At 72.0% G+C, this 26,105-nt stretch carries 24 protein-coding genes; 14 read left to right on the forward strand and 10 right to left on the reverse strand.

Features of this window, described 5'->3' with window-relative positions; all coding sequences use genetic code 11:
• Positions 1-27 precede the first annotated feature (27 nt).
• The 4 genes from OV090_RS02605 to OV090_RS02620 all read right to left on the reverse strand — a co-directional run bounded on the left by OV090_RS02605 (position 28) and on the right by OV090_RS02620 (position 3,558).
• On the reverse strand, positions 28-717 hold the full coding sequence (locus OV090_RS02605) for a hypothetical protein (RefSeq protein WP_267701857.1): 690 nt from the start codon (positions 715-717) through the stop codon (positions 28-30).
• Between the two features lie 23 nt (positions 718-740).
• Entirely contained in the window at positions 741-1,706 is a 966-nt protein-coding gene (locus tag OV090_RS02610) for a fatty acid desaturase (protein ID WP_267701858.1), read from the reverse strand.
• Positions 1,707-1,964: 258 nt separating this feature from the next.
• Positions 1,965-2,309, reverse strand: coding sequence for an SRPBCC domain-containing protein (locus tag OV090_RS02615; RefSeq protein WP_267701859.1), 345 nt, complete (start codon positions 2,307-2,309; stop codon positions 1,965-1,967).
• A gap of 163 nt (positions 2,310-2,472) precedes the next feature.
• Complete coding sequence (locus tag OV090_RS02620; RefSeq protein WP_267701860.1) at positions 2,473-3,558, reverse strand: hypothetical protein; 1,086 nt, start codon at positions 3,556-3,558, stop codon at positions 2,473-2,475.
• A gap of 131 nt (positions 3,559-3,689) precedes the next feature.
• Between OV090_RS02620 and gcvT the strand changes: the two genes are divergently transcribed.
• The 9 genes from gcvT to OV090_RS02665 all read left to right on the forward strand — a co-directional run bounded on the left by gcvT (position 3,690) and on the right by OV090_RS02665 (position 14,686).
• Positions 3,690-4,811 carry a glycine cleavage system aminomethyltransferase GcvT gene (gene gcvT, locus OV090_RS02625; protein ID WP_267701861.1) on the forward strand — a complete coding sequence of 374 codons (1,122 nt, stop codon included), beginning with the start codon at positions 3,690-3,692 and terminating at the stop codon, positions 4,809-4,811.
• A gap of 107 nt (positions 4,812-4,918) precedes the next feature.
• Positions 4,919-5,308 (forward strand): glycine cleavage system protein GcvH, encoded by a 390-nt coding sequence (gcvH, locus tag OV090_RS02630; protein ID WP_267701862.1) that lies wholly within the window; start codon positions 4,919-4,921, stop codon positions 5,306-5,308.
• A 5-nt stretch (positions 5,309-5,313) separates the two neighbouring features.
• Positions 5,314-6,306, forward strand: a complete 993-nt coding sequence (locus OV090_RS02635) for a hypothetical protein (RefSeq protein WP_267701863.1) — start codon at positions 5,314-5,316, stop codon at positions 6,304-6,306.
• Complete coding sequence (locus tag OV090_RS02640) at positions 6,303-7,472, forward strand: aminotransferase class V-fold PLP-dependent enzyme (protein WP_267701864.1); 1,170 nt, start codon at positions 6,303-6,305, stop codon at positions 7,470-7,472. The genes OV090_RS02635 and OV090_RS02640 overlap by 4 nt, the downstream gene beginning before the upstream one ends.
• A gap of 1 nt (position 7,473) precedes the next feature.
• Entirely contained in the window at positions 7,474-7,794 is a 321-nt protein-coding gene (locus OV090_RS02645; protein WP_267701865.1) for an MGMT family protein, read from the forward strand.
• Positions 7,795-8,408: 614 nt separating this feature from the next.
• Positions 8,409-10,976: a cytochrome c peroxidase gene (locus tag OV090_RS02650; protein WP_267701866.1), complete on the forward strand. Its 2,568-nt coding sequence runs from the start codon at positions 8,409-8,411 to the stop codon at positions 10,974-10,976.
• Between the two features lie 198 nt (positions 10,977-11,174).
• Positions 11,175-12,269: a hypothetical protein gene (locus OV090_RS02655; protein ID WP_267701867.1), complete on the forward strand. Its 1,095-nt coding sequence runs from the start codon at positions 11,175-11,177 to the stop codon at positions 12,267-12,269.
• The gene (locus tag OV090_RS02660; protein WP_267701868.1) at positions 12,266-13,801 is read left to right on the forward strand and encodes a sigma-70 family RNA polymerase sigma factor; all 1,536 of its coding nucleotides are present in this window, start codon (positions 12,266-12,268) and stop codon (positions 13,799-13,801) included. The genes OV090_RS02655 and OV090_RS02660 overlap by 4 nt, the downstream gene beginning before the upstream one ends.
• 480 nt (positions 13,802-14,281) lie before the next feature.
• Complete coding sequence (locus tag OV090_RS02665; protein WP_267701869.1) at positions 14,282-14,686, forward strand: hypothetical protein; 405 nt, start codon at positions 14,282-14,284, stop codon at positions 14,684-14,686.
• Here OV090_RS02665 and OV090_RS02670 read toward each other — a convergent pair.
• The 4 genes from OV090_RS02670 to OV090_RS02685 all read right to left on the reverse strand — a co-directional run bounded on the left by OV090_RS02670 (position 14,667) and on the right by OV090_RS02685 (position 18,858).
• Complete coding sequence (locus tag OV090_RS02670; protein ID WP_267701870.1) at positions 14,667-15,191, reverse strand: hypothetical protein; 525 nt, start codon at positions 15,189-15,191, stop codon at positions 14,667-14,669. The two genes, OV090_RS02665 and OV090_RS02670, sit on opposite strands and share 20 nt — an antisense overlap.
• Positions 15,192-15,249: 58 nt before the next feature.
• Positions 15,250-15,762: a hypothetical protein gene (locus tag OV090_RS02675; protein WP_267701871.1), complete on the reverse strand. Its 513-nt coding sequence runs from the start codon at positions 15,760-15,762 to the stop codon at positions 15,250-15,252.
• Positions 15,763-15,880: 118 nt separating this feature from the next.
• Positions 15,881-17,230, reverse strand: coding sequence for a TldD/PmbA family protein (locus tag OV090_RS50430; protein ID WP_267701872.1), 1,350 nt, complete (start codon positions 17,228-17,230; stop codon positions 15,881-15,883).
• On the reverse strand, positions 17,227-18,858 hold the full coding sequence (locus OV090_RS02685) for a TldD/PmbA family protein (RefSeq protein ID WP_267701873.1): 1,632 nt from the start codon (positions 18,856-18,858) through the stop codon (positions 17,227-17,229). Before OV090_RS02685 ends, OV090_RS50430 begins: the two co-directional genes overlap by 4 nt.
• Positions 18,859-19,445: 587 nt before the next feature.
• On the opposite strand from OV090_RS02685, the gene OV090_RS02690 reads away from it, so the two are divergent.
• From OV090_RS02690 to OV090_RS02710, 5 genes are all read left to right on the forward strand, one after another.
• Positions 19,446-20,891, forward strand: a complete 1,446-nt coding sequence (locus tag OV090_RS02690) for a lyase (protein WP_267701874.1) — start codon at positions 19,446-19,448, stop codon at positions 20,889-20,891.
• Between the two features lie 144 nt (positions 20,892-21,035).
• A complete protein-coding gene (locus tag OV090_RS02695) occupies positions 21,036-21,275 on the forward strand; it encodes a hypothetical protein (RefSeq protein ID WP_267701875.1) in 240 nt (79 codons plus the stop codon).
• Positions 21,272-22,150 carry a tetratricopeptide repeat protein gene (locus tag OV090_RS02700; RefSeq protein ID WP_267701876.1) on the forward strand — a complete coding sequence of 293 codons (879 nt, stop codon included), beginning with the start codon at positions 21,272-21,274 and terminating at the stop codon, positions 22,148-22,150. The genes OV090_RS02695 and OV090_RS02700 overlap by 4 nt, the downstream gene beginning before the upstream one ends.
• Entirely contained in the window at positions 22,150-23,358 is a 1,209-nt protein-coding gene (locus OV090_RS02705; protein ID WP_267701877.1) for an AAA family ATPase, read from the forward strand. The genes OV090_RS02700 and OV090_RS02705 overlap by 1 nt, the downstream gene beginning before the upstream one ends.
• 140 nt (positions 23,359-23,498) lie before the next feature.
• On the forward strand, positions 23,499-24,197 hold the full coding sequence (locus tag OV090_RS02710) for a hypothetical protein (protein ID WP_267701878.1): 699 nt from the start codon (positions 23,499-23,501) through the stop codon (positions 24,195-24,197).
• On the opposite strand, the gene OV090_RS02715 is transcribed toward OV090_RS02710, so the two are convergent.
• Positions 24,166-25,188: a hypothetical protein gene (locus OV090_RS02715; RefSeq protein ID WP_267701879.1), complete on the reverse strand. Its 1,023-nt coding sequence runs from the start codon at positions 25,186-25,188 to the stop codon at positions 24,166-24,168. The genes OV090_RS02710 and OV090_RS02715 overlap by 32 nt on opposite strands.
• A gap of 75 nt (positions 25,189-25,263) precedes the next feature.
• Positions 25,264-25,644: a hypothetical protein gene (locus OV090_RS02720; RefSeq protein ID WP_267701880.1), complete on the reverse strand. Its 381-nt coding sequence runs from the start codon at positions 25,642-25,644 to the stop codon at positions 25,264-25,266.
• Between the last annotated feature and the right edge of the window lie 461 nt (positions 25,645-26,105).

Genomic DNA, 26,105 nt, shown 5'->3' on the forward strand with positions numbered 1-26,105 from the left:
ACCCCACGGCTCCGCGGAGAGCCGCCGTCAACCGCGGCCCGCGAGCAGTCGCTCGGTCCAGCGCTGCAGCGCCGCGAGCCGGGCACGCTGCCGCCCGTCGCCGCCCTGCAGCGCCGCGCGCGTCATGCAGAACACGTCGGACGTGATGGGACCGACCTCGGGGTAGTCCTCGTCGATCGCGCCGAGCTCGACCGCGCCGACCGCCGCGAGCAGCGGCCGGGTGACGAGGTTGCGCACCGGCCGGGCGACCACGGTGGCGAACACCAGGTCGCAGCCGTCCTCGAGCAGCCGCGCCAGCGCCCGCCACGCCAGGGCCGGCGCGCACAGCCTGTACTTCGGGTCAGGCAGCACCGCGAGCTGATCGAGGTAGCCGAGGCGCAGCCCCTCGAGCGCCGCGAGCTCGCCGGCGCCCAGGCCCCCGCCCCAGGCGATATGGGCCCGGCGCTGCCACAGCGCGCTCTGGCGCAGCGGCGGATCCGGCAGCGCGGTGACGAAGCCGACCACCCGCGGGCCGTCGAGCAGGACATCGACCTGCGCCCCGGCCAGCAGCGCCTCGTACTGCGCGCGCGAAGAGCCGAGCAAGAATCCGCCGCGGCTGCTCTCGGCGCCCCCGGGGTCGGGCTGCATCCGTAGCTGCTGCTTGATCTGCAGCATCGTCTCGGCGTCGCCGAGGACGCCCGCCCGCAGGCGCAACACCGGAGATGGTGTTTGAGACATGTCTATTCGGTCAGCTTCTGGATTCATGGCGCCGCCTCCGGGCGGTCGACGAAGACGGGTCCGCGCAGCTGCTGCAGCACCGCGCCGAGGACGGTGCGGACCTCGCCGGGCGCCGGCCCGCGCAGGCGCCTCGCAGGCAGCATGTACCACGGCAACCGTGGGTCGCCGTGGTGGGTGCTGTGCTCGTGAAAGTTGAGCAGCAGCCAGCTGAACAGCCGCCCCGGCGCGAGCGAGCGGACGTTGCCGCGGACGTCGGCGCCGAGCGGCGTGCGGTAGTGATAGATGTAGACCAGCAGCGAATAGATCCACGCGAACGCGAGCGTGGGCAGCCCGAGAGTCGCGAGGTACACGTCGCGGCCCCAGGCGCGCCACACCAGCGCATGCACTGCGACCCCGAGGCCGAGCTCGAGCCAGGCGCGCAGCCGATGCCGCCCGCGCCAGCCCTTGAAGGCCGGGGAGATCCGGCAGGCCACGCGGACCGGCATCAGCAAGAAGAGGACGACCGAGACCAGCCCGTGGATGTAGAAGCCGCCGAAGAACACGCCGAGCAGCCACCCCGCCCAGCCGATCGCCCACGCCAGGCTCCGCCGCCAGCCGGGCGCGCGCGGCAGCAGCACGACGTCGAGCGTGGCGATCTTGGGCGCGCGCCGGTTGTGCCCGTGATGGAAGGCGTGGATCTTGCGCACGACGGTCAGCGGCGCGAGCAGCGGCGCGAGCATCAGCGTGCCGACCAGATCGTTCAGGCGGACGTGATCGGGGAACAGCTTGCGATGCACGGCCTCGTGCCCGACCGTGAACATGCGGTCCATCCACAGCCCGAGCGCGAACACCAGCGGCGCCTGCACCCACGGCCCCGCCCCCGCCTGCGCCGCCCAGGCCGCCGCGCCGAGGAGGACGCCGTAGAGGCTGACGGTCTCGAACACCAGCGCCGCCGACAGCCAGTTGTGCGCCGGCGACCGTGCCGACGCCCCGAACACCTCATTCGCCATGGAGCCCTCTCCCCGCCGCATCACGCCGGCCTCCGGAACGTTGTGACGACCGCGTCCGCCGGCGCATGCGCCGAAGTGGAGCGGTCCACGAGGACAGACCGATCGTCTGGGTCATCATGTCTCGAGGCTCGAGCGAGGAGTCGCCGGAGCGGCCCGAAAAATTGCCGGGCCTGGCAATTTTCCGCGCGCAGGCAGCAGCCCGGCCGACCCGCACACCCGCAGCGGGCGCCGGCCGGCAGGCGCGCCGCCGCTCCGTCGTCAGGTCGCGGTCGCCCTGTCCCAATTGCCGAACGGCATCGGCTTGCCGGTCTCGAGGACGGTCTTGAGATTCGACAGGATGCCCGGCCACCCGCGCGACACCCCCGCCAGCACCGTCGTCGGCTCGCAGCGCAGCACCTCGCCGGTGATGTCGGTCTTGCGGCCCTCGTCGTAGCGGTACACGATCGGCGCCCCCGGCTGCCACGTCGATTCGACCCGGCGCCCGCCCCAGTACTTCTCGGTGAAGTCGCCCTGCGTCAGCGCCTCCCACAGCTTCTCCGCCGTGGTGGTGATGTACGTGACATACACGAAGCTGGGTTTATCCGTCGTCGTCGTCGTCGTCATGATCGCGTCTCTCCTCGAGGCTCGTCTTGAGGGCGGACAGGGCCGCCGAGGCCGTCTCATGCCCTCAAAGACAGCTTCAACCGTGAACCAGCGGATGTGCCATCAGCGATGCCATCCGCCGCTCACCCGCAAGCGCCGACCTGCAGCCGGCGCCGCGCGCAGCTCACTTCGGCGCTTCGGAGCGTCGGTGCCCGCCGAGCTTGAGCTTCATCCCGCCCTGCCCCGGGTCCTGCGCCGGCTCGCTCGCGGGCGGCGGCGTCGTCTCTTCGCCCGCGCTCGCCGAAGCCTCGACGCTCTCGCTCGGCGTCGCCGCCGTTTCGGTCTCGCTCGCCCGCGGCTCTGCGATCCCGAGCCCGCGGTCGACCTCTGCCAGGCGGTCTTCGCGGGCCGCCTTCTCTTCCATCAGGACGAGGTTGATCCAGCGCTCGTCGGCGAACGACACCGTGCCGTCGGTCGCCACCGTGTACTCGACCTGCGGCGAGATCGGGCGGACGAACGAGTTGGGCGCGCGCGGCATCTGGATGTCGCGGAGCACCACCGACAGGCACTCCTGGACCTTCTGCGGCAGCGAATTGGGCTCGACGCGGCTGACCAGAGTGTTGCCGTCGCGGTCGACCAGATTGAGGCCCTCGACCGGGTACGTCCCGGCGCCGACGCGGCGCTCGAGGCAGCCCTTGCCGCGGATGGCCGCGATCGCCTGTTGCCGGCGCAGCTCGGCCTTGGCTTGCGGCGACTTGTCCTCCGAGCCGTCGCCGAGGCTGACCCAGTAGATCACGTCGAGGTACTGCACCACCCCGCTGCGGTTCTTGATCCACTTGCGGCCCTGGATCGCCTCCATGATGCACGGCTCGATCTCCGGGTCCTTGAAGCCCGTGTCGAGCACCTCCGTGCGCAGCACTTCGCCGTCGGGCGACAGGCGGGTGCGGATCTTGACCTGGCCCTCGGGCACGTCGAGGTACGACTCTTCGCCGTCGCGCTTGCCTCGCTTCATCGTCTCGATCGCCCGGTTGACGAAGCAGGCCGCGGCGGGCGGCCGCAGGGCCTGGGCGATCTCGTTCAGGCGCTGCAGGTCGAACAGGTTCTCGGCGCGCTTCGACGGCAGGATGATCACGCCCTCGCTGCTGCTGCGCACCGCCTTTTGGATGTAGCGCGTGCCCTGGCCGAACGAGTTGAGGCCGGTCGGCGGCGCGCCTTTGCGAGCCGCGCACGCGGGGGCCAAAAGGGCGAGGCAGGACGCCAGCGCGGCCATCGGCGCGAAATGCGCCGCACGCCTTCGCGGTTTGCTTCCGGGTTCCCTCTCGGAGCGCATCGCCCCGGGGTGTAGCACGCCGCGGCCCTTCCCGCGGCGGCCGAAGTTGGCTATGGGAACGGGGCAGCACCATGGCCGAAACGTCTTCGCTCCAGCACACACCGCTTCACGAGGCTCACGTCGCCCGTGGCGCCAAGATGGTCGACTTCGGGGGCTGGCACATGCCCTTGCAGTACGAGGGCATCTTGGCCGAGCACCGCGCCGTGCGCACCGCGGTCGGGATCTTCGACGTCTCTCACATGGGCGAGGTCGACTTCACCGGCCCGGGCGCTCTGGCCGCCATCCAGCGGCTCATCACCAACGACGCCGCCAAGCTGACCGACGGCAAGGCCATGTACACCGCCGTCTGTTACCCGGACGGCGGCATCGTCGACGACTGCATCGTCTATCGGCACGGCCCCGAGAACTTCCGGATCGTCGTCAACGCCGCCAACATCGCCAAGGACTTCGCCCATTTTCAGGAGCACGCGGGCAGCCTGTGCAAGATCGAGAACCACTCCGACGACGTCGCCCTGATCGCCGTCCAGGGCCCGCAGGCCCGCGGCCTGGTCGCTCGCCTCGCCGGCGATGACGCCCTGCTGCAGGTCCCCTCGTTCGGCTTCGCTTCGGCCACCCTCGCCGGCGCCGCCATCGTCGCCGCGCGCACCGGCTACACCGGCGAGGACGGCTTCGAGCTGTTCGTCGAGCCGGCCCGCGCCGTCGCGGTGTGGGACGCCCTGCTGGCCGGCGGCGCCGCCCCGATCGGCCTCGGCGCGCGTGACACCCTGCGGCTCGAGGCCAAGCTGAGCCTCTACGGCAACGACATCGACGCCACCACCAACCCGCTCGAGGCCGGGCTCGGGTGGGTCGTCAAGCTCGACAAGCGGGCTCGCGGCGACGACTTCGTCGGCGGCGAGGCGCTGGCGCAGATCAAGGCCCGCGGCAACACGCGCTCGCTCGTCGGCTTCCGCGTCACCGAGGGCAAGAACATCGCCCGCCCCGGCGCCGACATCGTCGACGCCGGCGGCGCCGTGATCGGCAAGGTCACCAGCGGCGCCCCGGCGCCCACCGTCGGCGGCGCCGTCGGCATCGCCTACGTCCCGACCGCCTTGTCGGCCCCCGGCACCGCCCTCACGATCTCCCAGCGCGGCAAGACCTTCGCCGCCGAGGTCGTCAAGGGCCCGTTCTACCGCCGCACCGAGCCGGCCGCCTGAGCCTGCTGTCGCTCCGTACCTGTCCCCGAGCACCTGTCCCCGAGCACCTGTCCCCGAGCACCTGTCCCCGAGCACCTGTCCCCGACAACCTGCCCCGAAGTTTCACCATGAGCAAGATCCCGAGCAACCTCCGCTACACCAAAGACCACGAGTGGGCCCGCCTCGAGGGCGACGGCACCGTCGTCGTCGGCATCACCGACTTCGCGGCCAACACCCTCGGCGACATCACCTTCATCGACCTGCGGATCGCCCCCGGCGCCAACCTGACCGCCGGCGCTCTGTTCGGCACGGTCGACTCGGTCAAGTCCGTGAGCGAGCTGTACGCCCCGGTTGAGGGCGAGGTGGTCGAGGTCAACGGCGAGCTCGACGCCACGCCCGAGGACGTCAACACCGACTGCTACGGCGACGGCTGGATGGTCCGGATCCGTCCGACCGACGCGGCCGCGTTCGAGCGGCTGCTGACCGCCGAGCAGTACGAGGCCCTCCTCAAGGAGTGACCGCAGTGGTCGCCTGGCTCGCGTTCGTCGCTGCGCTCGGCCTCGCGCCGCCCGCGACCTCGACGCCGGCCCCGCAGGGCCCGGCGCCCGCGAGCCCGTCGGCTGCTCCTGCTTCGACGGGCGGCCAGCCCGAGGGCCCGCGGCCGGCGCCCCCGAGCCCGGCCATCCCCGCCGCGCCCGCGCCCGAGAACATCGAGGCCGAGGGCAACGAGCGCGCCGAGCCTCCGGGCGGGGTGCCGAAGATCCCCTCGCCGCGGTCCCTCCGGACCTACGGGACAGGTGCTTTCAAACCTGTCTCGGAGGACACCCTCGGATCGCTCGGCCTCAAGCGCCAGCGCGACGGCACCATGATGTACGTCGACGCCGGCAAGCGGTTCACCGCCGTGTTCAACGCCGACGGCACCGTGCGCTTCGGCGACCGCTGGAACCGCGACCAGCACGGCAACAAGGTCAAGGGCTCGCGGGCCGCCATGCGCCAGATCAACATGGCCGGCCTCGGCGTCACGGGCCCGTCGGAGTGGCTGGTCAAGCTGCAGGACCTGCTCGGCGGCCCCGAGACGGACGCCGCCGCCAAGCGCGAGTTCCTCAACCGGACGCGCGAGCTCCGGACGCAGATGGCGATCGAGTTCACCCTGCGGACCTTGACCTACCGCCTCGGCACCCTCGAGCGCGAGCTGTTCGAGCTGTGGAACGCCGGCGGCGACCCGGCGAAGAAGCGCGAGCTGCTGTTTCAGCGCTGGGACGAGTGCGACGAGGCCTACCGCGTCGAGTTCGCCGGCGAGATCCCCGAGGAGGCCATGTCGGAGATCGATCGCACCCGCGCCGACGTCGCCGAGCAGGCGCGCCGGATCATCGAGACGTTCGTGCGCCGCCAGCTGCCGCGGTCCGGCCCCGACGGCTTCAGCAAGCGCGAGCTCGCCGACATGAACGGCCGCCGCACCAGCCGGCAAGAGTTCCGCCCCTACGACATCCACGCGACCCAGAGGACCGCCCAGTGACCCCGATCCTTCCCGAACTCCAGCCCCAGCTGGCCCGCTACCGCGACGACTATCCGATCCTCGCCCACTCGATCTACATGAACAGCAACAGCATGGGCGCCATGCCGCGGCAGGCCGCCGACATGCTGCAGAAGTACGCCGACGACTGGGCCAGCGAGGGCGTCGAGGTGTGGCCGCACTGGCTCGACATCATGCGCGACACCGCCGACAGCGCCGCGCGCTTCCTGAATGCGCCGCCGGGGCAGACGATCCTCAACCAGAACGTCGCCTACTTCCAGGCCGCCATCGCCTCGTGCCTGGACTATTCGCGCGGCAAGAACCGCGTCGTCGTCGAGTCGCTGCAGTTCCCCAACGTCCTCTACGTGTGGGAGCGCTTCGGCGACCTCGGGGCCGAGCTCGTGCAGGTGCCCTCGGACGACGGCATGACGATCCCGCTAGAGCGCATGCTCGCGGCGATCGACGAGCGGACCGCGATCGTCCCGCTGTCGCACGGCATCTACGTCTCGGGCGCGCTGCAGGACATCACCGCGATCACGCGCAGGGCCCACGAGGTCGGCGCGCTCGTCATGGTCGACGTCTATCAGACCGCCGGCGCCGTCCCGATCGACGTCGCCGAGTGGGACGCCGACATCGTCGTCGGCGGCAGCCACAAGTGGCTGTGCGGCGGCCCTGGCACCGCCTTCATGTGGATGAAGCCCGAGCTGCGCGAGCGCCTGCGGCCGCGCCTCACCGGCTGGATGGGCCACCAGGACCCGTTCGCCTTCGAGCCGCCCCCGATCCGCTTCGCCAGCGACCACCGCCACTTCCTCGCCGGCACCCCCTCGATCCCCGCCTACTACGTCGCCCTCGCCGCCTACAAGAACCTGCACGAGATCGGCATCGAGCGGATCCGGGCCCACAACCTCGCCCTGTGCCAGCGCATCATCGACCGGGCGCAGGACGCCGGCCTCGTCGTCCACTCGCCGATCGACCACGAGCGCCGCACCGGATTCGTCGCCGTCGACTTCGAGGGCAGCGAGGACGCCAGCAAGCAGCTCATCGAGGAGCGCTACAAGCTCGACTGGCGGCCCAACTGCGGCCTCCGGCTCGGCCCGCACTTCTACAACACCGAGGCCGAGGTCGAGCGCATGATGGACCGCGTCGTCGCCCTCGCCGGCCGCAGCTAGCATGCACCCCGACTACGCCCGGATCTACGCCACCATCCAGCGGATCCCCCGCGGCCGCGTCGCCACCTACGGACAGATCGCCGAGCTCGCCGGCCTGCCCGGGCGCGCCCGCCAGATCGGCTACGCCCTCCACGCCTTGCCCGGGGGCAGCCCCGTGCCGTGGCAGCGGGTCCTCAACGCCCGCGGCGAGATCAGCCTGTCCGGCCCCTCCGGCGACCGCCAGCGCACCCTGCTGATCGCCGAGGGCGTCGAGTTCGGCGACAACGGCCGCATCGACCTCGCCGACTATCAATGGCGTCCGCGCGCCGCCCGGCGCCGCTGACCTGTCCTTCGCGCCAGGCGACAATGCGACAGCCGGGCCCCAGGCGCGGCCCAGGCGCCGGACTGTCCCTCGCTATGTCCGTCACCTGGCCGGCCTGATGCCCGTCCTGTCCCGAAAAACCGGTCCATCGGGACGTGGCATTTCAGCGACCTGCCGCGAATCGTCTGCGCCGACGGGCGTACTGCCATTCCCTGTGGCCATCGAACGCCGCTCCGATCGATTGCTCAGACCATCCCGGCGGTGCGCGAAGGGTCTGTGCAAGACGGTGCGGCGTGTGCAGCGAGCCACGTTCTTACATGATAGGGTTTTCCCCCAATCAAAGAGCATACATCCACCGACCACGCGCAGGTGGAGGGACACGCCATCTCCCTTGCGCCCAGATCGGCCCGGAACGCCTGATTCCCGCGAATTCGCCGTTTCGTCCTGGCGCTGGAGCCGCAGTCCCAATTGACCCTTTGTCTGGCGCGCGCGGGGGCACCCGATACGTCGTTCTTGCGGCGACACCCGTGGCGACCCGAGCCGACATCGCCGCGATCACAGCTTTCGCCGCGGTCGCCGCGAATGAACGGAGCATGCGTAATCGTCTGTGTGGATGGTTCTCCACGCTCGCATGCATGGGCATAGGGTTCGGCGCCCTGGCGACGACTGCATGCGATTTCGTCTTCACCTGGAGCGGCGACGGGGCCCCCGGTCCGGGCGCGCCGCCGGACGAGCCGGACGGGCCGGACGAGCCGAACGACGGCATACCCGGCTCTCTGGCGAAGGAGAAGCTCCCGCCGCTGTTCGACAGGATCACCGGCAAGCCCGTCGAGCCCGACCTGATCGTCGACAACGACGCCGCGATCGCGCTCGGCAAGGCCCTGTTTTGGGACATGCAGAGCGGCAGCGACGGCCAGGCTTGTGCCAGCTGTCACTTCGCGGCCGGCGCCGACAACCGCTCGCGCAATCAGCTGTCGCCGGGCCTGCTCGGCGGCAACGGCAAGTTCGATCCGACCCGGACTGGCGGCAAGGGGCCCAATTTGCAGCTAGTCGCCGGCGACTATCCGTTTCACGTCTTGAAGGACCCCAAGGACCGCGACTCGAAGGTTCTCTTCGACTCCGACGACGTCACCTCCTCGCAGGGCGTCCGGCGCGCCGACTTCGAGGCCGTCAAGCCCGGCGCGCTCGACGACAAGTGTGAGACCGTCCCGGACCCGCCGTTTCAGGTCGACGGCATCAACGTGCGGCGGGTCGAGCCGCGCAACGCCCCGACCGTGATCAACGCCGCCTTCAACTTCCGCAACTTCTGGGACGGCCGGGCCAACCGCTGGTTCAACGGCGTCGATCCGTTCGGCCGCCGCAACAAGGACGCCTTCATCCTCGAGGTCAAGGGCGGCAAGCCGGTCAAGCGCAAGCTAGAGATCGTCAACGGCTCGCTCGCCTCGCAGGCTGTCGGTCCGGTGCTCAGCCCGTTCGAGGCCTCGTGTCAGGGGCGGACGCTGCCCGACGTCGGCCGCAAGCTGGTGCGCGCGCCCACGGTCCCGCTCGCGTTCCAGAAGGTCCACCCCGACGATTCGGTGCTCGGCCCGCTGGCCGCGCCGAACAAGGGCCTGGAGACCACCTACGCGAAGATGATCGAGGCCGCCTTCGCCGCCAAGCTATGGCAGTCGGATCAATGGTTCGACGCCGACAAGAACCTGCTTAAAAACCCGAACTCCGTCCCGGCCGACCAGCGCTTCACCCTGATGGAGCTCAACTTCAGCCTGTTCTGGGGCCTCGCCATCCAGGCCTACGAGCGCACCCTCGTCTCCGACGACACTCCGTTCGACAAGTACCGCGACGGCCGCGACCCCAAGGCGCTCGGCAAGCGCGAGCTCGCCGGCTTCGACGTCTTCCTCAACCAGGGCAAGTGCGTCAATTGCCACAAGACCGCCATGTTCACCGGCGCCTCGACCCTGCACCTCATCGACGAGGAGGAGGAGGACGGCCTGGTCGAGCGCATGCTGATGACCGAGGAGCAATTTCACTACGGCGTGCGCACCAGCCCGCCGTTCAAGGTCCTGCCGTTCTCGCAGTGGAAGCCCGGCAAGGGCCAGCGCAGCCTCACGATCGACGTCGAGGCCACCCCCACCGCCAAGAAGGACGACATCGTCCCCGGCAAGGCCGTCGGCCAGATCGTCCTCAGCAAGGTCGACGACGACGCCAGCTGCACCTACAAGCCCAAGACCATGACCTTCGGCGCCGACGACTCGGCCACTCGCGACATCCGCATCGACGCGGAGCGGGCCGACGGCAAAGGTTGTCCCTCCGCGCTGCGGATCTCCGTCCTCGACGACGTCAAGGTCGCCAACGCCTGGCTCGACTTCGTCCTCGTCTACGACGACGAGGGCACCCTCGCGTTCGTCGGCCAGGGCCCCAGCTCGCTGGTCAGGCTGCGTGAGCCGGCCCTCTACGACAACGGCTTCTACAACATCGGCGTGCGGCCGACCGCCGAGGACATCGGCGTCGGCGGCGAGGATCCGTTCGGCAACCCGCTGTCGTTCACCGAGCAGTACGTGCAGATGCTGCTCGGCAAGGACGTGCGCGACCCGTTCGAGGTCGACCCGTGCACCTTCGACGTCCCGTGGAACATCGTCGTCGACCGCCCGCTGTTCCCCGGCGGCTTCAGGGACAAGACCGACTGCAAGGACAAGCTCAAGACCCCGACCGGCGAGCCGAAGAACAACGCCGCCAACAAGCGCTTCATCCAGAATCTGCGCACCGCCGTCAAGGGCGCCTTCAAGACCCCGACCCTGCGCAACGTCCAGCTCACTGCCCCGTACATGCACAATGGCGGCATGTCGACCCTCGAGCAGGTCGTCGAGTTCTACAACCGCGGCGGCGATTTCCACCGCAACCTCGAGCTCGACCCCGACATCACCTTCCTCGACCTCGACGCCGACCAGCGCAAGGACCTTGTGCTGTTCCTGCAGTCGCTCACCGACGCGAACGTCGTCTACCAGCGGGCGCCGTTCGATCACCCGCAGCTGTTCGTCCCCAACGGCCTCGACGACGTCGACGACGACAAGCCCGCCGACGGCCGCTCCGACGAGGATCTGCTCAAGGGGGACGGCCTCGAGATCCCCGCCGTCGGCGCCGCCGGCAGCCCGAAGCCGATCCGCACCTTCCTCAACCTCGAGGGCAACGACCTGCCCCCGCCCTGATCCTCGCGCCTCTGCGAGTTACGATCTGGCTTATGCATGGTTGCCAGGACATGTCCTTGATGACATGTCCTCGCGGCCATGCGAATTCTTGACGCCGGCCGACCGCGCGCGGCTGCTCGCCCCGGGGCGCACGGCGCGCGGTCCGCTGCGACCGGCGCCGGCGGTCGCCGTCTGCGCTAGGATGGATCCGGTCCGACGATGCCGTCCGCGCTCCTCGCCGCAGTGCTCGCGTTCCAGGTGCCCCAGCCCCCGTCTGCCGGCGCGATCGAGTGGCAGGCGCCGGCGGGCTGCCCCGATCGCCGCGCGCTGGCCGGGGCGATCGCCGGCCGCCTCGGCCGCGAGCCCGCCGCCGACGAGGTCTCTCTGGTCGGGCGGGTCGAGCGGGACGGCGCCTCGCAGTACCACCTCGACCTGCGCCTCACCGTCGGCGGTCACGCCCAGACCCGGCGCCTCAGCGCTCGTCGCTGCGCCGCGCTGGTCGACGCCGCTGCGCTCCTGACCGCCCTCGCGCTCGACCCCACCGCCGCCGAGCGCGGCGGGCCGACCGATCTGGTCGCGCCGGAGGTCGAGTCCACGCCGACCGAGCCCGAGCCGCCTCCCGGCCCTGAGCCGGCCCCTGGCTCCGAACCCGCCCCGCCCGTCACCCTCGCCCCCGAGGCCGTCGTCGACGACCCTGCCGCGCCGCTCCAACCGCCCGAACCCGCGCCCGCGCCCGAGCCCGCCGTCGTCACCGCCGACGAGCCGCTCGCCCCGGCCCCGCCGCCGCGCAAGCGAGGTCCCGGCGCGCTGCTCCGCCTCTCGGCCGGCTTCGAGGTCGGCACCGTCCCCGCGCCCACCGCCGCGCTCGAGCTCGTCGCCGGCGTCCTGTGGCGGCGCGCTCGCCTCGAGTTCCACGGCGTCCACCTCGTCCCCCAGACCGAGGCGCGCCTGCCCAACGAGGTCCGCGTCTACCTGCTCGGCGGCGGCGCCCGCGGCTGCGCTCGCCTGTCGCGCGGCCGCTTCGAGTTCCCCCTGTGCGGCGGCGCCGAGCTCGGCGGCCTGCGTGGCCAGGGTCGCGGTCCGGGCGCGCGCGCGGCCACCGGCCTGTGGGCGGCGGTGCTCGTCTCGGCCGGCGCCACCTGGCGGTTTCACCGGCTGCTCGGCCTCAGCCTGGCCGCCCAGGGCCTCGTCCGCCTGGCCGCCCCGAGCTTCGACCTGGAGGACACCCCGGAGCCGGTCAACCTGTTCACCAGCGCGCCGGCGAGCCTGCGCCTGCTCCTCGGCCTCGAATTGCGCCTCGGAGACCCGCGGTGACGGAAACCGTCTCGGCCGGGGACAGCCCCCACGGCCCCATGCTGCTCGCCACCGACCGAGACGCGCGCTTTCGCGCCATCTACGACCGAGAGTTCCACTTCGTGTGGTCGGCCGCGAAGTACTTCGGCGTCCCCGTGGCCGCCCGCGACGACGTGGTCCAGGACGTCTTCCTCACCGCCTACCGCCGCTTCGACCAGGTCCACTACCAGGTCTCGGCGCGCGCCTGGCTGTACGGCGTCACCCGCCGCGTCGCCTCGCACTGGCACCGCGGCGTCGCCCGTCGGACCCGCCGGATCGCCGCCCTCGGCGACCTCACCGGCCACGTCGGCGAGGCCCCGCAGGAGCGCCACGACGCCGCCCGCCTGCTCGAGCGCCTGCTCGCCGGCCTGCCTCGCGGCACCCGCGAGGTGTGGGAGCTGACCGAGCTGCTCGGCATGAGCGGCCCCGAGATCGCCGCCGAGCTCGAGCTGCCGCTCAACACCGTCTACTCGCGGCTCCGCCTCGCGCGCGCCCGCCTGCTCGAGCTGGCCGCCAGCCCCGAGCTGCTGGCCTCCGAGGTCGCCGAAGGCCGCCGCCGCGAGGCGCCGCCGGCCGACGCCGCCTCGCGCACCTGGGCCGTGATGGTCCCGCTGTTCGGGCACGGCAAGCTCGCCACCGTGGCCGCCGCCTGGACCACCGCGCGCGCCGGCGTCATGACCACCCTCGTCGTCGCCGGCGCCACCACCGTCGTCGCGGTCGCCCCGCGCCAGGCCCCGGGCCGGGCCACCACCGCGCACGTCGAGGACCTGTCCGCAAAGCCATCTGCAGCTCGATCCAGCGGTGACATGTCCCGAGAGACAGCCTCTCTCCCGCCCGCCGGCATGTCCCGAGAGACAGCGACACTCCCGCCCCCCGACATGTCGCGAGAGACAGCCTCTCTCCCGCCCGCCGGCATGTCCCGAGAGACAGCCTCTCCCCCGCCCGCCGGCATGTCCCGAGAGACAGCCTCGCCCGCGATCGCCGTCACGTCTCGAGAGACAGCCTCGCTAGCGATCGCCGTCCCGCTCCAGTCCCACGCCTCCCCGTTCTCGTTCGCCCACCTCCGCGCGCAGGTCGCCGGCGTGTGGACCCGCGCGACCGCCCCCCTGTCGCCGGGCCCGGCGGCCGACCTATCCCCGAGGACAGCCTCCCCCGCGCCCGCCGGCCGGGTGACGCGCCCGGCTTACGATCAGCTGCTGTCCCGAGAGACATCCGCGCGCTCGCCCGCCCGCGACGACCTCGCCCTCGAGGTCGGCCTCCTCGACCGCGCCCGCGCCCGCCTCGACGCCCGCGACCCGGCAGGCGCCGCCCAGCTCCTCGACGCTCACGCGCGCCAGTTCCCGCGCGGCGCCCTCGTCGACGCCCGCGAGGCCGCCGCGGTCGAGCTCCTGTGCCTGCAAGGCCGCCCCGCCGACGCCGCGACCGCCGCCCTGCGCCTGGCCGCGCGCCTGCCCGACTCGGTGCTCGCCCGCCGCTTCGAGCGCTTCGTCTGCCCCGACGACGAGCCGCGCTGAGCTCCGAACCCGCAGAGAGCCGCGCCGCGAGATCGCCGCGGACCGACGCGCTCGTCCGCTGGTCTGCGCGCCAGGGGTGCCCGACCACGTTCTGCGGTGCTCCAGCCCCCGAGCCCCTCGCGGCGAAGCATCGGAACACCCCGCGAGCACCATCGCCGTGCGTGACCGATGCGAGCGCGTACGAGTCCGCTGTCCGCGCCCTCACAGCCGCACCTCGAGCGCAGCCCAATCCACCTGTCCCTCAGGACATCTCATCTTTGATATCTTTTCCAAGAACGCCCTGCCAGCCGCGGCCGGTGGCGGCCAACTGTCCGCAGCGCCCGAGGTCGCCCGCAGGCCGCTGCGCCGCGCTCGCCGGGCCGGTCGCGCCTCTTGCGCTCACGCCTCCAAACGCGCTCCTCGGGCCCCGATCGCCGCTTTCGCCGGCGTGCGAGCCACCGGCGGCTTGCCCTGTCCGGAGGCCCGCTCAATGCCTCGAGCATGACGGCACCGACGAACCCGGAGCGTGACCGCGAGGTCGACGCGTTCTTGCACCTCCTCGGGCGCGCGCTGGTGGAAGGCGACGCCCTCACGGTGGCGACGCTGTACGAGACCCCGGCCTTCGTGCTGGCGGACTCCGGCGCGCAGGCCGTCGCCCGGCGCGAGGAGATCGAGCGCTTCTTCGCCGGTGCGCGGGCGCAGTACCTCGAGCGCGGCGTGACGATGACGCGCCCGGAGGTCGAGTCGCGCGAGTGGGTCGGCGACCGCGTCGTCCTCGTCCGCGTGGCCTGGCCCTACATCGACCGCGACGGCCGCGAGGTCGGCCTCGAGCGCTCGACCTACGCCCTCCGCCGCGACGACTCCGGCGCCCTGCGGATCCGCGTGGTCATGGCCCACCGCGACTGACCTGTCCCCGAGGACATCCATCGCCGGACCCGTCGGGCGTGAACTTTCCCCACGAATAATCCGGGTGGTCCACCGCGATCATGGTCCACGCTTCCACGCCGGTGTCCTCGTCGACCTCGAACAGCAGGCGGGCGCCGCCTGGGATCGCCAGCATGCGGCGCTTCTCGCGGTCGCGTCCGGTGATGAAGGGCACCTGCTCGGCGTTGAGCCGCTCGACGACGTCGTCGTAATCGGGCGCCTCCGAGTCGCCGAGGATCCACGCGTCGATCTCGCGCTCCCCATCCGCTTCGAGCTGGATCAGATAATCGTGATAGAGCGTGTAGACGAGGTCCCCGTCGAGGAACAGCTCGAAGTTGCCGTAGCGCCAGACCTCGGTGCCGCCGCCGCTGGCCATACGCTCGCTGGGCGGGCCCAGCCGCTCGAGGACGATGTCGCGGGTGTCGCCGGGTCGCACGCCGCCGAGCTGACCTTCGACCACGAGGCTGCGGATCGAGAACGCGATCATGGTCCGTCGACGCTACCACGGAGCCGCGAGCGCGCCGCGAGCCCCACGCGACCGGCCCTCAGAACCGCAGCGCGCAGCCGCCTGGATCGCACTGCACCCGCTTCCGCTTGAGCCGCATCGCCCCGATCGACGCCGTGAAGAGCAGCGCGCTCGAGATCAGGAGCAGCGACACGCTCACCCCGAGGCCCTGACGGGTCAGGCGCAGCTCGGCGTCCTCGCGCGGGCTCACCGGCTCGCGCATCGTCACCGCCGCGGCCACCCCTCCGGCCGCGAGCGCGAGCCCCGGCAGCCCGAACGCCGCGAGCCACTTCAGCTTGCGCCGGGCCAGCTGCGCGTCGCTCTCGTCGCAGCCCCACGCCGCCTGGATCTTCGCCGCCATCTCCTCGTCGGTGGGCGTCGGCGGCGACACGGTGACATCGGGCCGCGGCACCCTGGGCGGCGGGCACGGCTCCCCCCCCGGCATGCAGCCGCCCGCGCACATCGTCGCCCCCTCCGGACAGGACTCCGGCGCCTCGAGACCCGCCGGCGGCTGCAGCAGCAGGGCGACCGAGACCAGCGCGGCGACGACCATCCCGCCCAGAGTACCTCACCGGCGGCCGCCCGTCACCGGTCCCTCGGACCATGCCCTCTCGGCCATGTCCTGGCAGACATGTCCCCGACGACATGTCGCCGAGGCCATCCAGAACGACTCACACCGCGTCGCTGACGCTGGCGAAGTGGAAGTCCTTCGCCACCAGCGGCGGCACCACCGCGACCATCCCGTCGTCAGCCGTGCGCTCGGGCTTGCCGATCGCCACCAGGTTCTTCAGCAGCGCCGCCGGGCTCTCGTTGTAGCGCATGTTCTTGACCGGCCGCGCGATCTTCCCCTGCTCGATGAGGAACGTGCCGTCGCGGGTCAGCCCGGTCGCCAGGATCTGCCGCGGGTCGAGCATGCGGTTGTAGAAGAAGCGCGTCACCAGCACCCCGCGCTCGACCCCGCGGACCAGCTCGAGCAGGTCCTTGCCCTCGGCCGGGTCGGCGGGCGCGAGGAAGATCGAGCGCGGCCCCGGCAGCGGCGGCTTGCTCTGCTTGTGGGCCCAGAACCGGCTGTAGGCCAGCGCCTTCAGCGTCCCGCGGTCGATCCACGTCGTCGCCGGCAGCGGCAGCCCGTCGCCCGCGAACGGGATCGACGGCCAGCGCGGGTCGGCCGGGTCGGAGCGCAGCGTCACCCGCGGGTCGAACAGCGCCTCGCCGATCGCGTTGCCGCCGGGTCGGCTGAAGAAGCTGCGGCCCTCGTCGGCCGCGCGGGCCTGCAGCGCCGACACCAGGAAGCCGAGCAGGTCGGCCACCGCCTGCGCCTCGAGCACCACGGTGTACGCCCCGGGCGCCAGCGCGTCCGCGCCCTGGCTCGACATCGTCGCCTTGTCGGCCGCTCGCCGCGCCAGCGCCGGCGCGTCGAGCTCGGCTAGGCGGTGTGACGCGCCGCCGGCCCAGCCGCTGCCCTTGCCGTCGGGCGTGCGCATCGTCGTCGTCAGCGACGCCTCGGTCGCCGCGTGGAGCGCGAACAGACCTGTCCGATTGGCCAGGACAGTCACCCCGTCCTCGTGCTCGACGATCCCCGAAGCCACCAGCTTGGCCTCGCGCGCCACCTTCAGCACCCGCGCCACCACCTCGGTGCGCCCCTCGGGCCCGACCTCCGCCGTCTTCGCGTCGCGGGCCGCCACCTTCGCGTACTGCTGCGGCCCCAGCGGCGGCTCGTGCTCCGGGTCCTTCGGCGCCAGCTTGGCCAGCGCCTCCGCCTCGCGCACCAGCGCCTGCAGCGACGCCGCGTCGCGCCCGGTGCCTGACACCGTCGCCACCCGCCCGTCCTTCGCCGCAGTCACCGACACCTCGAAGCGCGCCGCCTCGCCGGACGTCGTCGGCGCGCCCGCGGCGAACCGCAGGTACGCAGTGCGCCGCGCGGTCACTCGCAGGCTCACGTCTTCGAAGCTCGCGGCGGCCAGCGCCGACTTGACCAGCGCCCGCGCCTCGGCCGGGCTCAACGGAGACTGCGCGCTCACTTGTCACCCCCGGTGTTGAGGATGTTGACGACGAAGCGCGCCGGCGGGCACCCGTGGCTGACCGCGTTGCTCTGCGACGGCTCGCCCTTGCCGTCGCTCATGCTGCCGCCGAGGCGGTACGTGTCTGTCCCTCCGAGCATGTCACACGAGCTCCAGAATTCGACCGTGTTGGCCTGATACGCCACGTCTCGCAGCGGCCGCGTCAACCGCCCGTTCTTGATCTCCCAGAAGAACTGGCCCGAGAACTGGAAGTTGTAGCGCTGCTGATCGATCGACCAACTGCCGCGGCCCGTGATCAGCACCCCGTCGTCGGTCGCCGAGATCAGGTCCTCCGTCGTGTAGCCCTCGGTGCCCGGCTGCAGGCTCACGTTCGGCATGCGCTGGAACGGCACGCTCGCGTAGCTGTCGGCGTAGCTGCAGCCGCGGCTCGCCTGCTCGCCGGCCGCCGCCGCCAGGTCGCGCGTCGTCTGCCAGCCGACGAACGTCCCCTTCTTCACCAGGTCCCAGCGCTGCGACGCCACCGCCTCGTCGTCCCACGCGGTCGTCGCCAGACCGCCCGGCTGCGTGCGATCGGCCGCGAGGTTCACGATCTCGCTGCCGATCTTGACCTTGCCCGCCCTGTCGGGCCCGAGGAAGCTCGTGCCGGCGTAGTTCGCCTCGTAGCCGAGCGCCCGGTCGAGCTCCGTCGAGTGGCCGATGCTCTCGTGGATCGTCAGCCACAGGTTCGACGGCGCCAGGATCGCGTGCTTTTTGCCCGGCACCGCCGGCGCCGCGTGCAGCTTCTGCAGCGCCTCCTCGGCGATCTTCGGCGCGCTGCCGACCAGGTCCGCCGCGGTCACGTGCTCCCAGCCGGCCAGCATCGGCGCCACCTCGTGATCACGCCCCGCGAAGCGACCGCGCCGGCGATCGATCGCCGTCGCGGTCAGCCCGGGAATCACGCGGAAGAAGATCTGGTGGACCCGCGAGCCCTCGCTCGTCATCACCAGCTTCTCCTCGCGCACGCACGCCACGTTCGCGTCCACGTGGGCCACCCCGGGCACCGCCAGCGCCGCGCGGGCCGCCGCCAGCAGCAGCTCCGCCTTCTCGGCCGGCGCGATCGAGAACGGGTCGACCTGGAACGGCGACACCCAGCCGCCCTGCAGCACCGGCGCCGGCGCCAGAGTCACCGGCTGCGGCATCAGCAGCGCGCTCTGGCGAGCCATCGCCACCGCCGCCTTGGCGATCCCCTCGACCGCCTTCGCGCTGCGCTCCGCCGTCGCCGCGAAGCCCCAGCCGCCGTCCGCGATCACCCGCAGACCGACCCCGTAGTCCTCGCTGCGACCGATCCCGCTCACGTGGTCGTCGCGCACGCCGACCCGCTCGCGGCGCATCAGCACCAGGCGCGCGTCGGCGTAGCTCGCCCCGGCCTTCGTCGCCGCCGCGAGCGCAGTGCGCAGCAGCGACTCGTCGGCCAGCAAGCGGCTCGCGGCCAGCAGGGCCATGCCCGCGTCTGCGCTCGCGGGCGCCGACTTCGGCGCCGGGATCCGGCTCGGCGCCGGACCGGCCCACGCCGCGCGCGAGCCGTGGAGCAGCGCCTCGGCCCCACAGAGCCCCGTGAGCGCGAGGAAGGAGCGGCGAGAGCTCGACATCGGCGCGATGATACCCATCCCGCCCGCGGCGCCGCGCCCGAAATGCACGCCTCTACAGCCGCCCGCGGACCCGAGCCACGCGGAGGATCCCCTGCCCGCGGCGCCTCCCGGGTCGTCCAGCCCCGACGGTCCCCGGATCGACGCCTGGGTCCTCGCCCTGCGCGCGACCCACCCCGGCGGGCAGCCCCTGCGGAGATCCCCGCGTCCGGCCGCGCCCCCGACGCCGGTCCCCCGCGCCGGTTCGCAATGCATCGACCGTCCGCCCTCCCTGCAATCACCACTGCCGCCCGGACTCTCCGCGAACCTCGCCACAAGTCCTCCTGTCGCCCTCTCGCGGCCTCTCCTCGCATTCGCCCGCCCCCCGGGCCTCCGCGCATTCGCATGGCGCCCGTCGCCTCGCGACCCCGCCTCTCGTCTCGTTCCTCGTGCCGGACACATGCTCGTAGCGAGCGCGTCGTCGACGCGACATCGGACCCCCGCATGCGAAGCCCCTCGGCGCTCCCCCGACGATGGATCCGAACATCCCCGTCCCGATCGCTTCGGTCGGGTACTTGCCCTCATGAGGGTGATCGTGCGTTCATCGCCCCATGGTCTCCCCTCGTTTTCCGGTCGCATCCATGGCCGTCGCCGGTCTCCTCGTCGCCTGCGGGGACAGCGGGCGCGCCGACTCGGCCAGCGCCACGGCTCCGACCACCGTGGCGACCAGCATCGGCAGCCTCACCCTGCCGCCCGAGACCACGATGACGGACCCCACGCAGGGCGGTTCGATGAGCGCCAGCGAGGGCACCGACGGCACCGTCGGTCAGACCGAGGGCGCCACCGGCGACCCGCCGACCACCACCAACGGTTCGATGTCGGGTCCGACCACCAACGGCGGCCCCAAGTTCGACCTCGGCGTCACGCCTGACGGCGGCATGGGCTGCGGGGGCGACATGGACATCGACGAGAGCTTCATCTGGATCCCCGCCACCAGCGACGGCCTCGTCTCCAAGATCAACACCCGCACGATGGTCGAGGAGGCGCGCTACCTCACCGGTCCGAGCGGCGGAACCGAGAGCGTCTCGCGAACCGCCGTCTCGGGCGACGGTCGGTTCGTCGTCGTCAACGCGCGCGGCACCGGGCGTTCCACCGCCGTCGCCGCCAACATCGCCGATTGCATCGACTTCAACGGCGACGGCCAGATCACCACCTCCACCAGCGTCGCCGACATCAAGCCGTGGGGCACCGACGAGTGCGTCGTGTGGACCCTCGTCCACGCCAACTGGTCGGGCCAGTACGTCGAGGGTCCGCGCGGCATCACCTGGACCATCGGCGACTACGACAAGGCCACCTGCACGTACAAGAACCAGAAGGTCTGGCTCGGCTTCGGCGCCCTCCAGGCCGGCTCTGCCAACATGGTCCGGCTCGACGGCGCCACCGGCGTCATGGAGCAGTCGATGGAGGCCGTCGCGTGGAACGGCAGCGGCTACGCCCCTTACGGCGGCGCCCTCGACCCGCTGGGCAACGCCTGGTTCACCGGCTTGCGCGGCGAGCTCGCGCGCGTCAACGCCAACGAGAACCCGATCACCCTCACCCGGATCCCCCAGCCCGCCAACATCCAGTCCTACGGCATGACCGTCGACCGCAACGGCAACCCGTGGCTCGCCGGCTGCTCCGGCCCGGTCTCGACCTACGACGTCGCCACCAACCAGTGGATCTCGGTCGCCGGCACCAACGCCTGCCACCGCGGCATGGCCATCGACCACGACGACCACGCCTGGGTCGCCTCCAACAGCCCGTGCGGCCTCGTCGAGATCGACGTCCCCACCCGCACCCTCGTCGCCCAGCACACCCTCGCCCAGTGCTCGACCCCGATCGGCGTCAGCGTCGACGTCGACGGCTTCGTGTGGCTGGTCGACCAGGCCGGCTGGGCCTGGAAGATCGACCCGCTCAACGTCCCGGCCATGCAGAACATCCCCGTCGCCGGCGACCACTATGTATATAGCGACATGACGGGCGGCCAGCTCAAGAGCGTCACCCCCCCGCCGGGCTGATCGCCCATTCGCAACGCCGAGCCCGCGCAACGCCACCGCTCGGCGGGTCGATCGCGGCGCCGCCCAGGCGGCCGAAACACCGCCGCCTGCGGCCGAACAGCGACCACGCGCCTTGCCCGCGCCTACGCGGCGGTCCACCCCGAAGTGCTCTCCGGTCTACCCGCGGAGTTCAAGCCGACTCAGTACGTTCGCTACGCCGGCCGTCTCGTCGCCCTCCTCATCTGGGCCGGCCTGTACTTCCGCATGCGCGACGAGTACCGGGCCGCGCGGCTGCAGGACGCGCACCTCCCGGGCTGGCGCGAGGCGCTGATGTGGATGCTCGTCGGCTGGGTGGTCTCGTTCGCTGCCGTGATGGCGCTCGTGGTGATCTTCAAGGCGCTATGAGCGAGCTGCACGGCCTCCAGCACCAGATCGGCAGGCTGCTCGAGGTCCGGCGGCCGCATGACGCGCGGGCATTGGTCGGCGAGGCGCTCGCGCTCGACCCTGCCGATCCGGACACCCTCTGCCTCGCGGGCCGCGTCGAGCTCGCGCAGCAGCAGCGCGCAGAGGCCGAGCGGCGCGCCCACGAGGCGCTCGCGCGGGCGCCCGGGCACGACGGCGCCCGCTCGCTCCTGTTCGACATCCTGCTCGCCGACAAGCGCCACGCCGAAGCCGAGGCCGTCGTGCTCGAGCGGCTGCGCGACGACCCGGCCGATCCGGTCGCCCTCACCGACTACGCCCGGCTGCTCCTCCACGTCTTTCAGCTCGACAAGGCCCGCGCCCTGGTCGCCGAGGCCCTGCGCTGCGCTCCCGACGACGCGGCCGCGCAGGTGCTCGACGCCGTCCTGCACGTGATCCAGGGCGACGATCGAGCCGCCGCCGACCGCCTCGCGCGGCTGGTCGCCGCCGACCCCGAGGCCGCGCACGTGGCGTGGACGGCGATGCTCGTGCTCAGCGAGCGCGGTCATCCCCGGCAGGCGCTCGAGATCGGCCGCCAATTGCTGCGCACGAGCCCCGACAATCCCCGGCTGGTCGACGCGGTGATCGAGCTGCGACTCGCCAGCCACTGGTCGATGCTGCCGCTGTGGCCGATCCTCCGCGGAGGGTGGGTCGCCAGCGCGGTCCTGTGGGCCGTGGCGGTGTTTGGCCTCATCCTCCTGCGGCCGTTCGTCCACGAGGTCGTGCTCCTCGTCCTCGCCCTCCTCTACCTCGCCCTGCTCCTCTATTCTTACGTCGGGCCGCCGCTGCTGCGCCGGTGGCTGCGCTGGAGGGGATTCTGATGACCAGGAGCCGCCCCGAGCTCGAGCGGGCGCTCGCCGAAGATCCCTTCGACCTCGCCACCCGCAAGGAGTACGCGCGTGCGCTCGAGGACGACGGTCAAGCGGCGGCCGCGTTGCGTCAATGGGAGTTGGTCTGCCGACAACAGCCCGACTCGGCTGCGGGGTTCCTCGGGGCCATGCGCTGCCATCGCGCGCTCGGGGCCCTCGAGCGCGCCGAGGCCTGCCTGCGGGAGGCAGAGGCCAAGCAGGATTTCTCGCCCGAGATCAGGCCGGCGCGGCCCGCCCCGGCCTTGCAGGTCCTCACGGGCGGCGGCGACGTGCGGCCGGCGGCGGTCGTCCCGTTGCGCCCGGCCGCGGTCCGCTTCGACGACGTGATCGGGCACGCCGCGCTGAAGAAGACCCTCGAAGTGCGGATCATCGCCCCGTTCGTGCGCCCCGGCCTGTTCGCGCGGTTCGGCAAGCGCGCCGGCGGCGGCGTCCTCCTGTACGGGCCGCCCGGCTGCGGCAAGACGATGATCGCCCGCGCGATCGCCTCGGAGTGTCGGGCCTCGTTCATCGCCGTCGGGATCAGCGAGATCCTCGACATGTGGCTCGGCCGGAGCGAGCGCAACCTCGCCGCGGCGTTCGACCGGGCCCGCGAGCAGCGGCCCGCCGTGCTGTTCTTCGACGAACTCGACGCGCTCGCCTTCTCGCGCTCCAAGGCCCACACCGATCACACGCGGACCCTGGTCAACGAATTCCTCAACCAGCTCGACGGCGTCGCCCACGACAATCAGGGCGTCCTCGTCCTCGGCGCGACCAACATGCCGTGGGACGTCGATCCAGCGATGAAGCGGCCGGGGCGGTTCGATCGCCAGGTGTTCGTCCCGCCGCCCGACGACGACGCCCGCGCCGAGATGTTCCGCGTCAAGCTGGCCGACGCGCCGACCGGCCCCATCGACGTCCTGCGGGTCGCCCGGGCCACGCCGCACTGCTCGGGCGCCGACGTCGACGGCGTCATCGAGGCGGCCAAGGAGCGGGTGCTGACAGAGATCCTCGCCGGCGGGCCCGAGCGGCCGATCGCCGAGTCCGACCTGCTGGCCGCCGCCAAGGAGGTCCAGCCGTCGACCCTGGAGTGGTTGCGGACCGCGAGGAACCTGGTCAAGTACGCGGGCGACGGCAGCTACCGCGACGTCGAGGACTACCTCAAGTCTGCGCGACTGCTGTGACCCGGCGGGCGCTCGCGCCGCCTCGATCGCTAGCGATCGCATCACTCCACGCCGAGTCGCGCGATCGTCACGCATCCGCGTTCTTCGCGGCGCGCCCCGACGCTCACCGCTCGCACCCGGCTGCTAAGGTGGCCGCGCCGATGCCCGCGTCCTCCGCGCCCGACCTCGTCCTCGAGCTCTCCGTGTCCGCGGTGCGACGCCTCCTCGTCGTCCTCGCCCTCCTCGTCAGCCTCGCCGGCCTCCTCGCCGAGCTCCTGCGGCACCTCGGCGAGCTCGATCATCCCGCGCTCACCCTCCTCTCGCTGAGCTGGGAGGGCAACCTCCCCTCCTGGTACGCCAGCGTCCTCCCGCTCGTGTGCGCCGGCCTCCTGCGCTGGATCGCCGCCGTGGAGACCTCCGACCGCTTCTACTGGAATTTCCTCGCTCTCGGCTTCCTCGCCATCTCGATCGACGAGACCATCGCCTTGCACGAGCGGCTGAGCGGGCAGTTCGACGTCGGCGGCGTCCTCTACTTCGACTGGGTCATCCCGGCCGGCCTCCTCGTCCTCGTCCTCGGCCTCGCCTTTCTCGGCTTCCTGCGCCGCCTGTCCTCCGGGACAGCTCGCCGCTTCATCCTCGCCGGCGCCCTCTACGTCGGCGGCGCCGTCCTCTTCGAGCTCCCGCTCGGCTGGTGGACCGAGCGTCACGGCGACGACGACCTCGGCTACGCCCTCATCGACTGGTGCGAGGAGACCCTCGAGTTCGTCGGCCTCACCCTGTTCGCCTCGGCCCTCCTCGACCACCTCGCCGGCCGCCAGCTCCGGCTCGTCACACCTCCCGGCGGCGCACCGACCAGATGAAGCCGTCGTACCAGAAGTGCATCAGGGACACGACCAGCGTCACGCACAGCGCCACCCGTTGCTCGCGCGAGTCGACCAGCTCCGCCCACACTCCGTACGACCCCGCCACCGCCACCATCGCAACCAGCGCCGCCGCCCCGCCCCAGCGCGCGCGCGAGAGGCCCAGCCGCTCGCGCAGATTGTCGCGCTCGCTCCACCACACCAGGCCGAAGTACTGCCACGCGTGGAAGAAGTTCATGATGAAGAACGCCTCGCCGAAGCTGTTGAAGCCCCACGTGTAGATCGAGCACGCCCCCGTGAAGCCCAGCAGCGCCACCTTCTGCGGCGACACGCGATAGCCGCGGCGGTGCAGCCGCACGTACGCCAGCGCGTAGAACAGCAGGTACAGCGCCCCGCCGATCAGCAGCGCCGGCGCCCACGCGGCCTGGTGCGCCTCGGCGAAGATCGGGATCTCCCGCACCGCCACCGCGCCCACCCGCTCGAACGCCGCGAACGCGGTCAGGTGATCGAGCAGCGTCGCCCCGGCGAGGATCGGCCCCACGTACAGCAGCAGGTTGAGCCCGAGGTCGAGGCGCCGGCCCGCCTCGGGCGCGTTGCCGCGACGCGCGTCGTAGATCCGCCCGAGCCCGAACGTCTGCAGGCTCGAGTGGACCACGTCCCACCACACCGTCAGCACCACCGCCGTCGCCAGCAACCAGTCGGACGCGCACAGCAGCAGGAGCAGCACCACCGGCACCATCACGAAGCGCAGCCGATGGCGCACGAAGATCCGCTGGTTCAGGTGGCTGCGCACGAACACCAGGCCGAGGTGCGCCATGATGAAGCTGCCGATGAAGAAGCTGGTGACCGTCCCCTCGCGGCCCCACAGCTCGACCTCGTCGTCGGCCAGCGGCGTGCCCGAGATCGCGACCCCGAGCCCCAGCGCCAGCATCGGCGCGCCGATGAACATCACCGCGTCGTAGATCGGCCCGGCGATGTACGGCGAGCGCACCGGCGCATGGTAACCGCCGGCGCGGCGCGCAACCAGGCCGCCCGCGCCTGCGCAAACGCCTCCGACCCGCGCGGATCAGCCCCACACCACCATCGAGCGCGACGCGCCGAGGCTGCACGTGATGCGGTCGGAGCCCGGACCGGACCGCCACGGCCCCAGGCGCTCGCCCTGCCACCTGCAGCGCACCTGCAGCCGCCACTTCACCCCGGGCGTGCCGCCGCAATTCGTGGCCCCCCAATCGTCGGCCCAGCGGTTGCTGCACGTCATGCCGTGCTGCGATTGCATCGAGCTGCCGCCGCGCGGGGCCACCGGCTCGGCCTCCTCGATCTCGCTCGTCGCCCCGTCCCATTCGTCCGCCTCGTCGACGAATGTCTGTACCTCCTCGCAACCCGGCGACACCATCAATGGCAGCAGTCCGACGAACACGAGCCCGCGACGACAGCGACGAATCTCCATGCGTGGCCTCCTCCCCGGCCGCCTCGCGCTCGCGCCTCGCCCCGCGACGTCGCCAGCGCCTCGGCGAAAGCTATCGAGGCTCTCCACGCGTGCCAGTCCGCCCTCGCCGCCTCACGACCGGCGGACGACCCGCCGGCGCCTCGGCCCCGACATCGACCCACTTCCTCCCCGGCTCGCGCGCACGCGTCTGCCCGCGAGGCCCCGGCGCTCGGCCCCACGCCGCACTGAGCGGCCCGCGCCGCCCCGCCGTCGAGCGGCCCCGCGCCCGCGGTGCACCGATGATGCGTCATCCTCTCGACATGCCGTTCAGGACATGTCCCTATTCACAGGTCTATTCGGACATGTCACCCGACCATCCAGCCCGCTCCTGACCCGCCGCCACCGGCCTCGTCGCGTCAGGGCGGGGGCGGCGGGCCCGCCCGCCGGTCGGCGTCGCGCCCGCGAGGACACGGGCGCAGACG

The sequence above is a fragment of the Nannocystis sp. RBIL2 genome (assembly GCF_026626745.1).
GTDB lineage: Bacteria > Myxococcota_A > Polyangia > Nannocystales > Nannocystaceae > Nannocystis.

What these genes read in the sequence shown, in the direction of transcription:
- OV090_RS02655 (WP_267701867.1), top strand. Translation starts at nt 11,175, where the DNA reads ATGCCGTCCGCGCTCCTCGCCGCAGTGCTCGCGTTCCAGGTGCCCCAG.
- OV090_RS02690 (WP_267701874.1), top strand. Translation starts at nt 19,446, where the DNA reads ATGGTCTCCCCTCGTTTTCCGGTCGCATCCATGGCCGTCGCCGGTCTC.
- OV090_RS02620 (WP_267701860.1), bottom strand. Translation starts at nt 3,558, where the DNA reads ATGGCCGCGCTGGCGTCCTGCCTCGCCCTTTTGGCCCCCGCGTGCGCG.
- OV090_RS02675 (WP_267701871.1), bottom strand. Translation starts at nt 15,762, where the DNA reads ATGGTCGTCGCCGCGCTGGTCTCGGTCGCCCTGCTGCTGCAGCCGCCG.
- OV090_RS02650 (WP_267701866.1), top strand. Translation starts at nt 8,409, where the DNA reads ATGGGCATAGGGTTCGGCGCCCTGGCGACGACTGCATGCGATTTCGTC.
- OV090_RS02665 (WP_267701869.1), top strand. Translation starts at nt 14,282, where the DNA reads ATGACGGCACCGACGAACCCGGAGCGTGACCGCGAGGTCGACGCGTTC.
- OV090_RS02700 (WP_267701876.1), top strand. Translation starts at nt 21,272, where the DNA reads ATGAGCGAGCTGCACGGCCTCCAGCACCAGATCGGCAGGCTGCTCGAG.
- OV090_RS02615 (WP_267701859.1), bottom strand. Translation starts at nt 2,309, where the DNA reads ATGACGACGACGACGACGACGGATAAACCCAGCTTCGTGTATGTCACG.
- gcvT (WP_267701861.1), top strand. Translation starts at nt 3,690, where the DNA reads ATGGCCGAAACGTCTTCGCTCCAGCACACACCGCTTCACGAGGCTCAC.
- OV090_RS02685 (WP_267701873.1), bottom strand. Translation starts at nt 18,858, where the DNA reads ATGTCGAGCTCTCGCCGCTCCTTCCTCGCGCTCACGGGGCTCTGTGGG.
- OV090_RS02720 (WP_267701880.1), bottom strand. Translation starts at nt 25,644, where the DNA reads ATGGAGATTCGTCGCTGTCGTCGCGGGCTCGTGTTCGTCGGACTGCTG.
- OV090_RS02645 (WP_267701865.1), top strand. Translation starts at nt 7,474, where the DNA reads ATGCACCCCGACTACGCCCGGATCTACGCCACCATCCAGCGGATCCCC.
- OV090_RS02610 (WP_267701858.1), bottom strand. Translation starts at nt 1,706, where the DNA reads ATGGCGAATGAGGTGTTCGGGGCGTCGGCACGGTCGCCGGCGCACAAC.
- gcvH (WP_267701862.1), top strand. Translation starts at nt 4,919, where the DNA reads ATGAGCAAGATCCCGAGCAACCTCCGCTACACCAAAGACCACGAGTGG.
- OV090_RS02670 (WP_267701870.1), bottom strand. Translation starts at nt 15,191, where the DNA reads ATGATCGCGTTCTCGATCCGCAGCCTCGTGGTCGAAGGTCAGCTCGGC.
- OV090_RS02705 (WP_267701877.1), top strand. Translation starts at nt 22,150, where the DNA reads ATGACCAGGAGCCGCCCCGAGCTCGAGCGGGCGCTCGCCGAAGATCCC.
- OV090_RS02605 (WP_267701857.1), bottom strand. Translation starts at nt 717, where the DNA reads ATGTCTCAAACACCATCTCCGGTGTTGCGCCTGCGGGCGGGCGTCCTC.
- OV090_RS02710 (WP_267701878.1), top strand. Translation starts at nt 23,499, where the DNA reads ATGCCCGCGTCCTCCGCGCCCGACCTCGTCCTCGAGCTCTCCGTGTCC.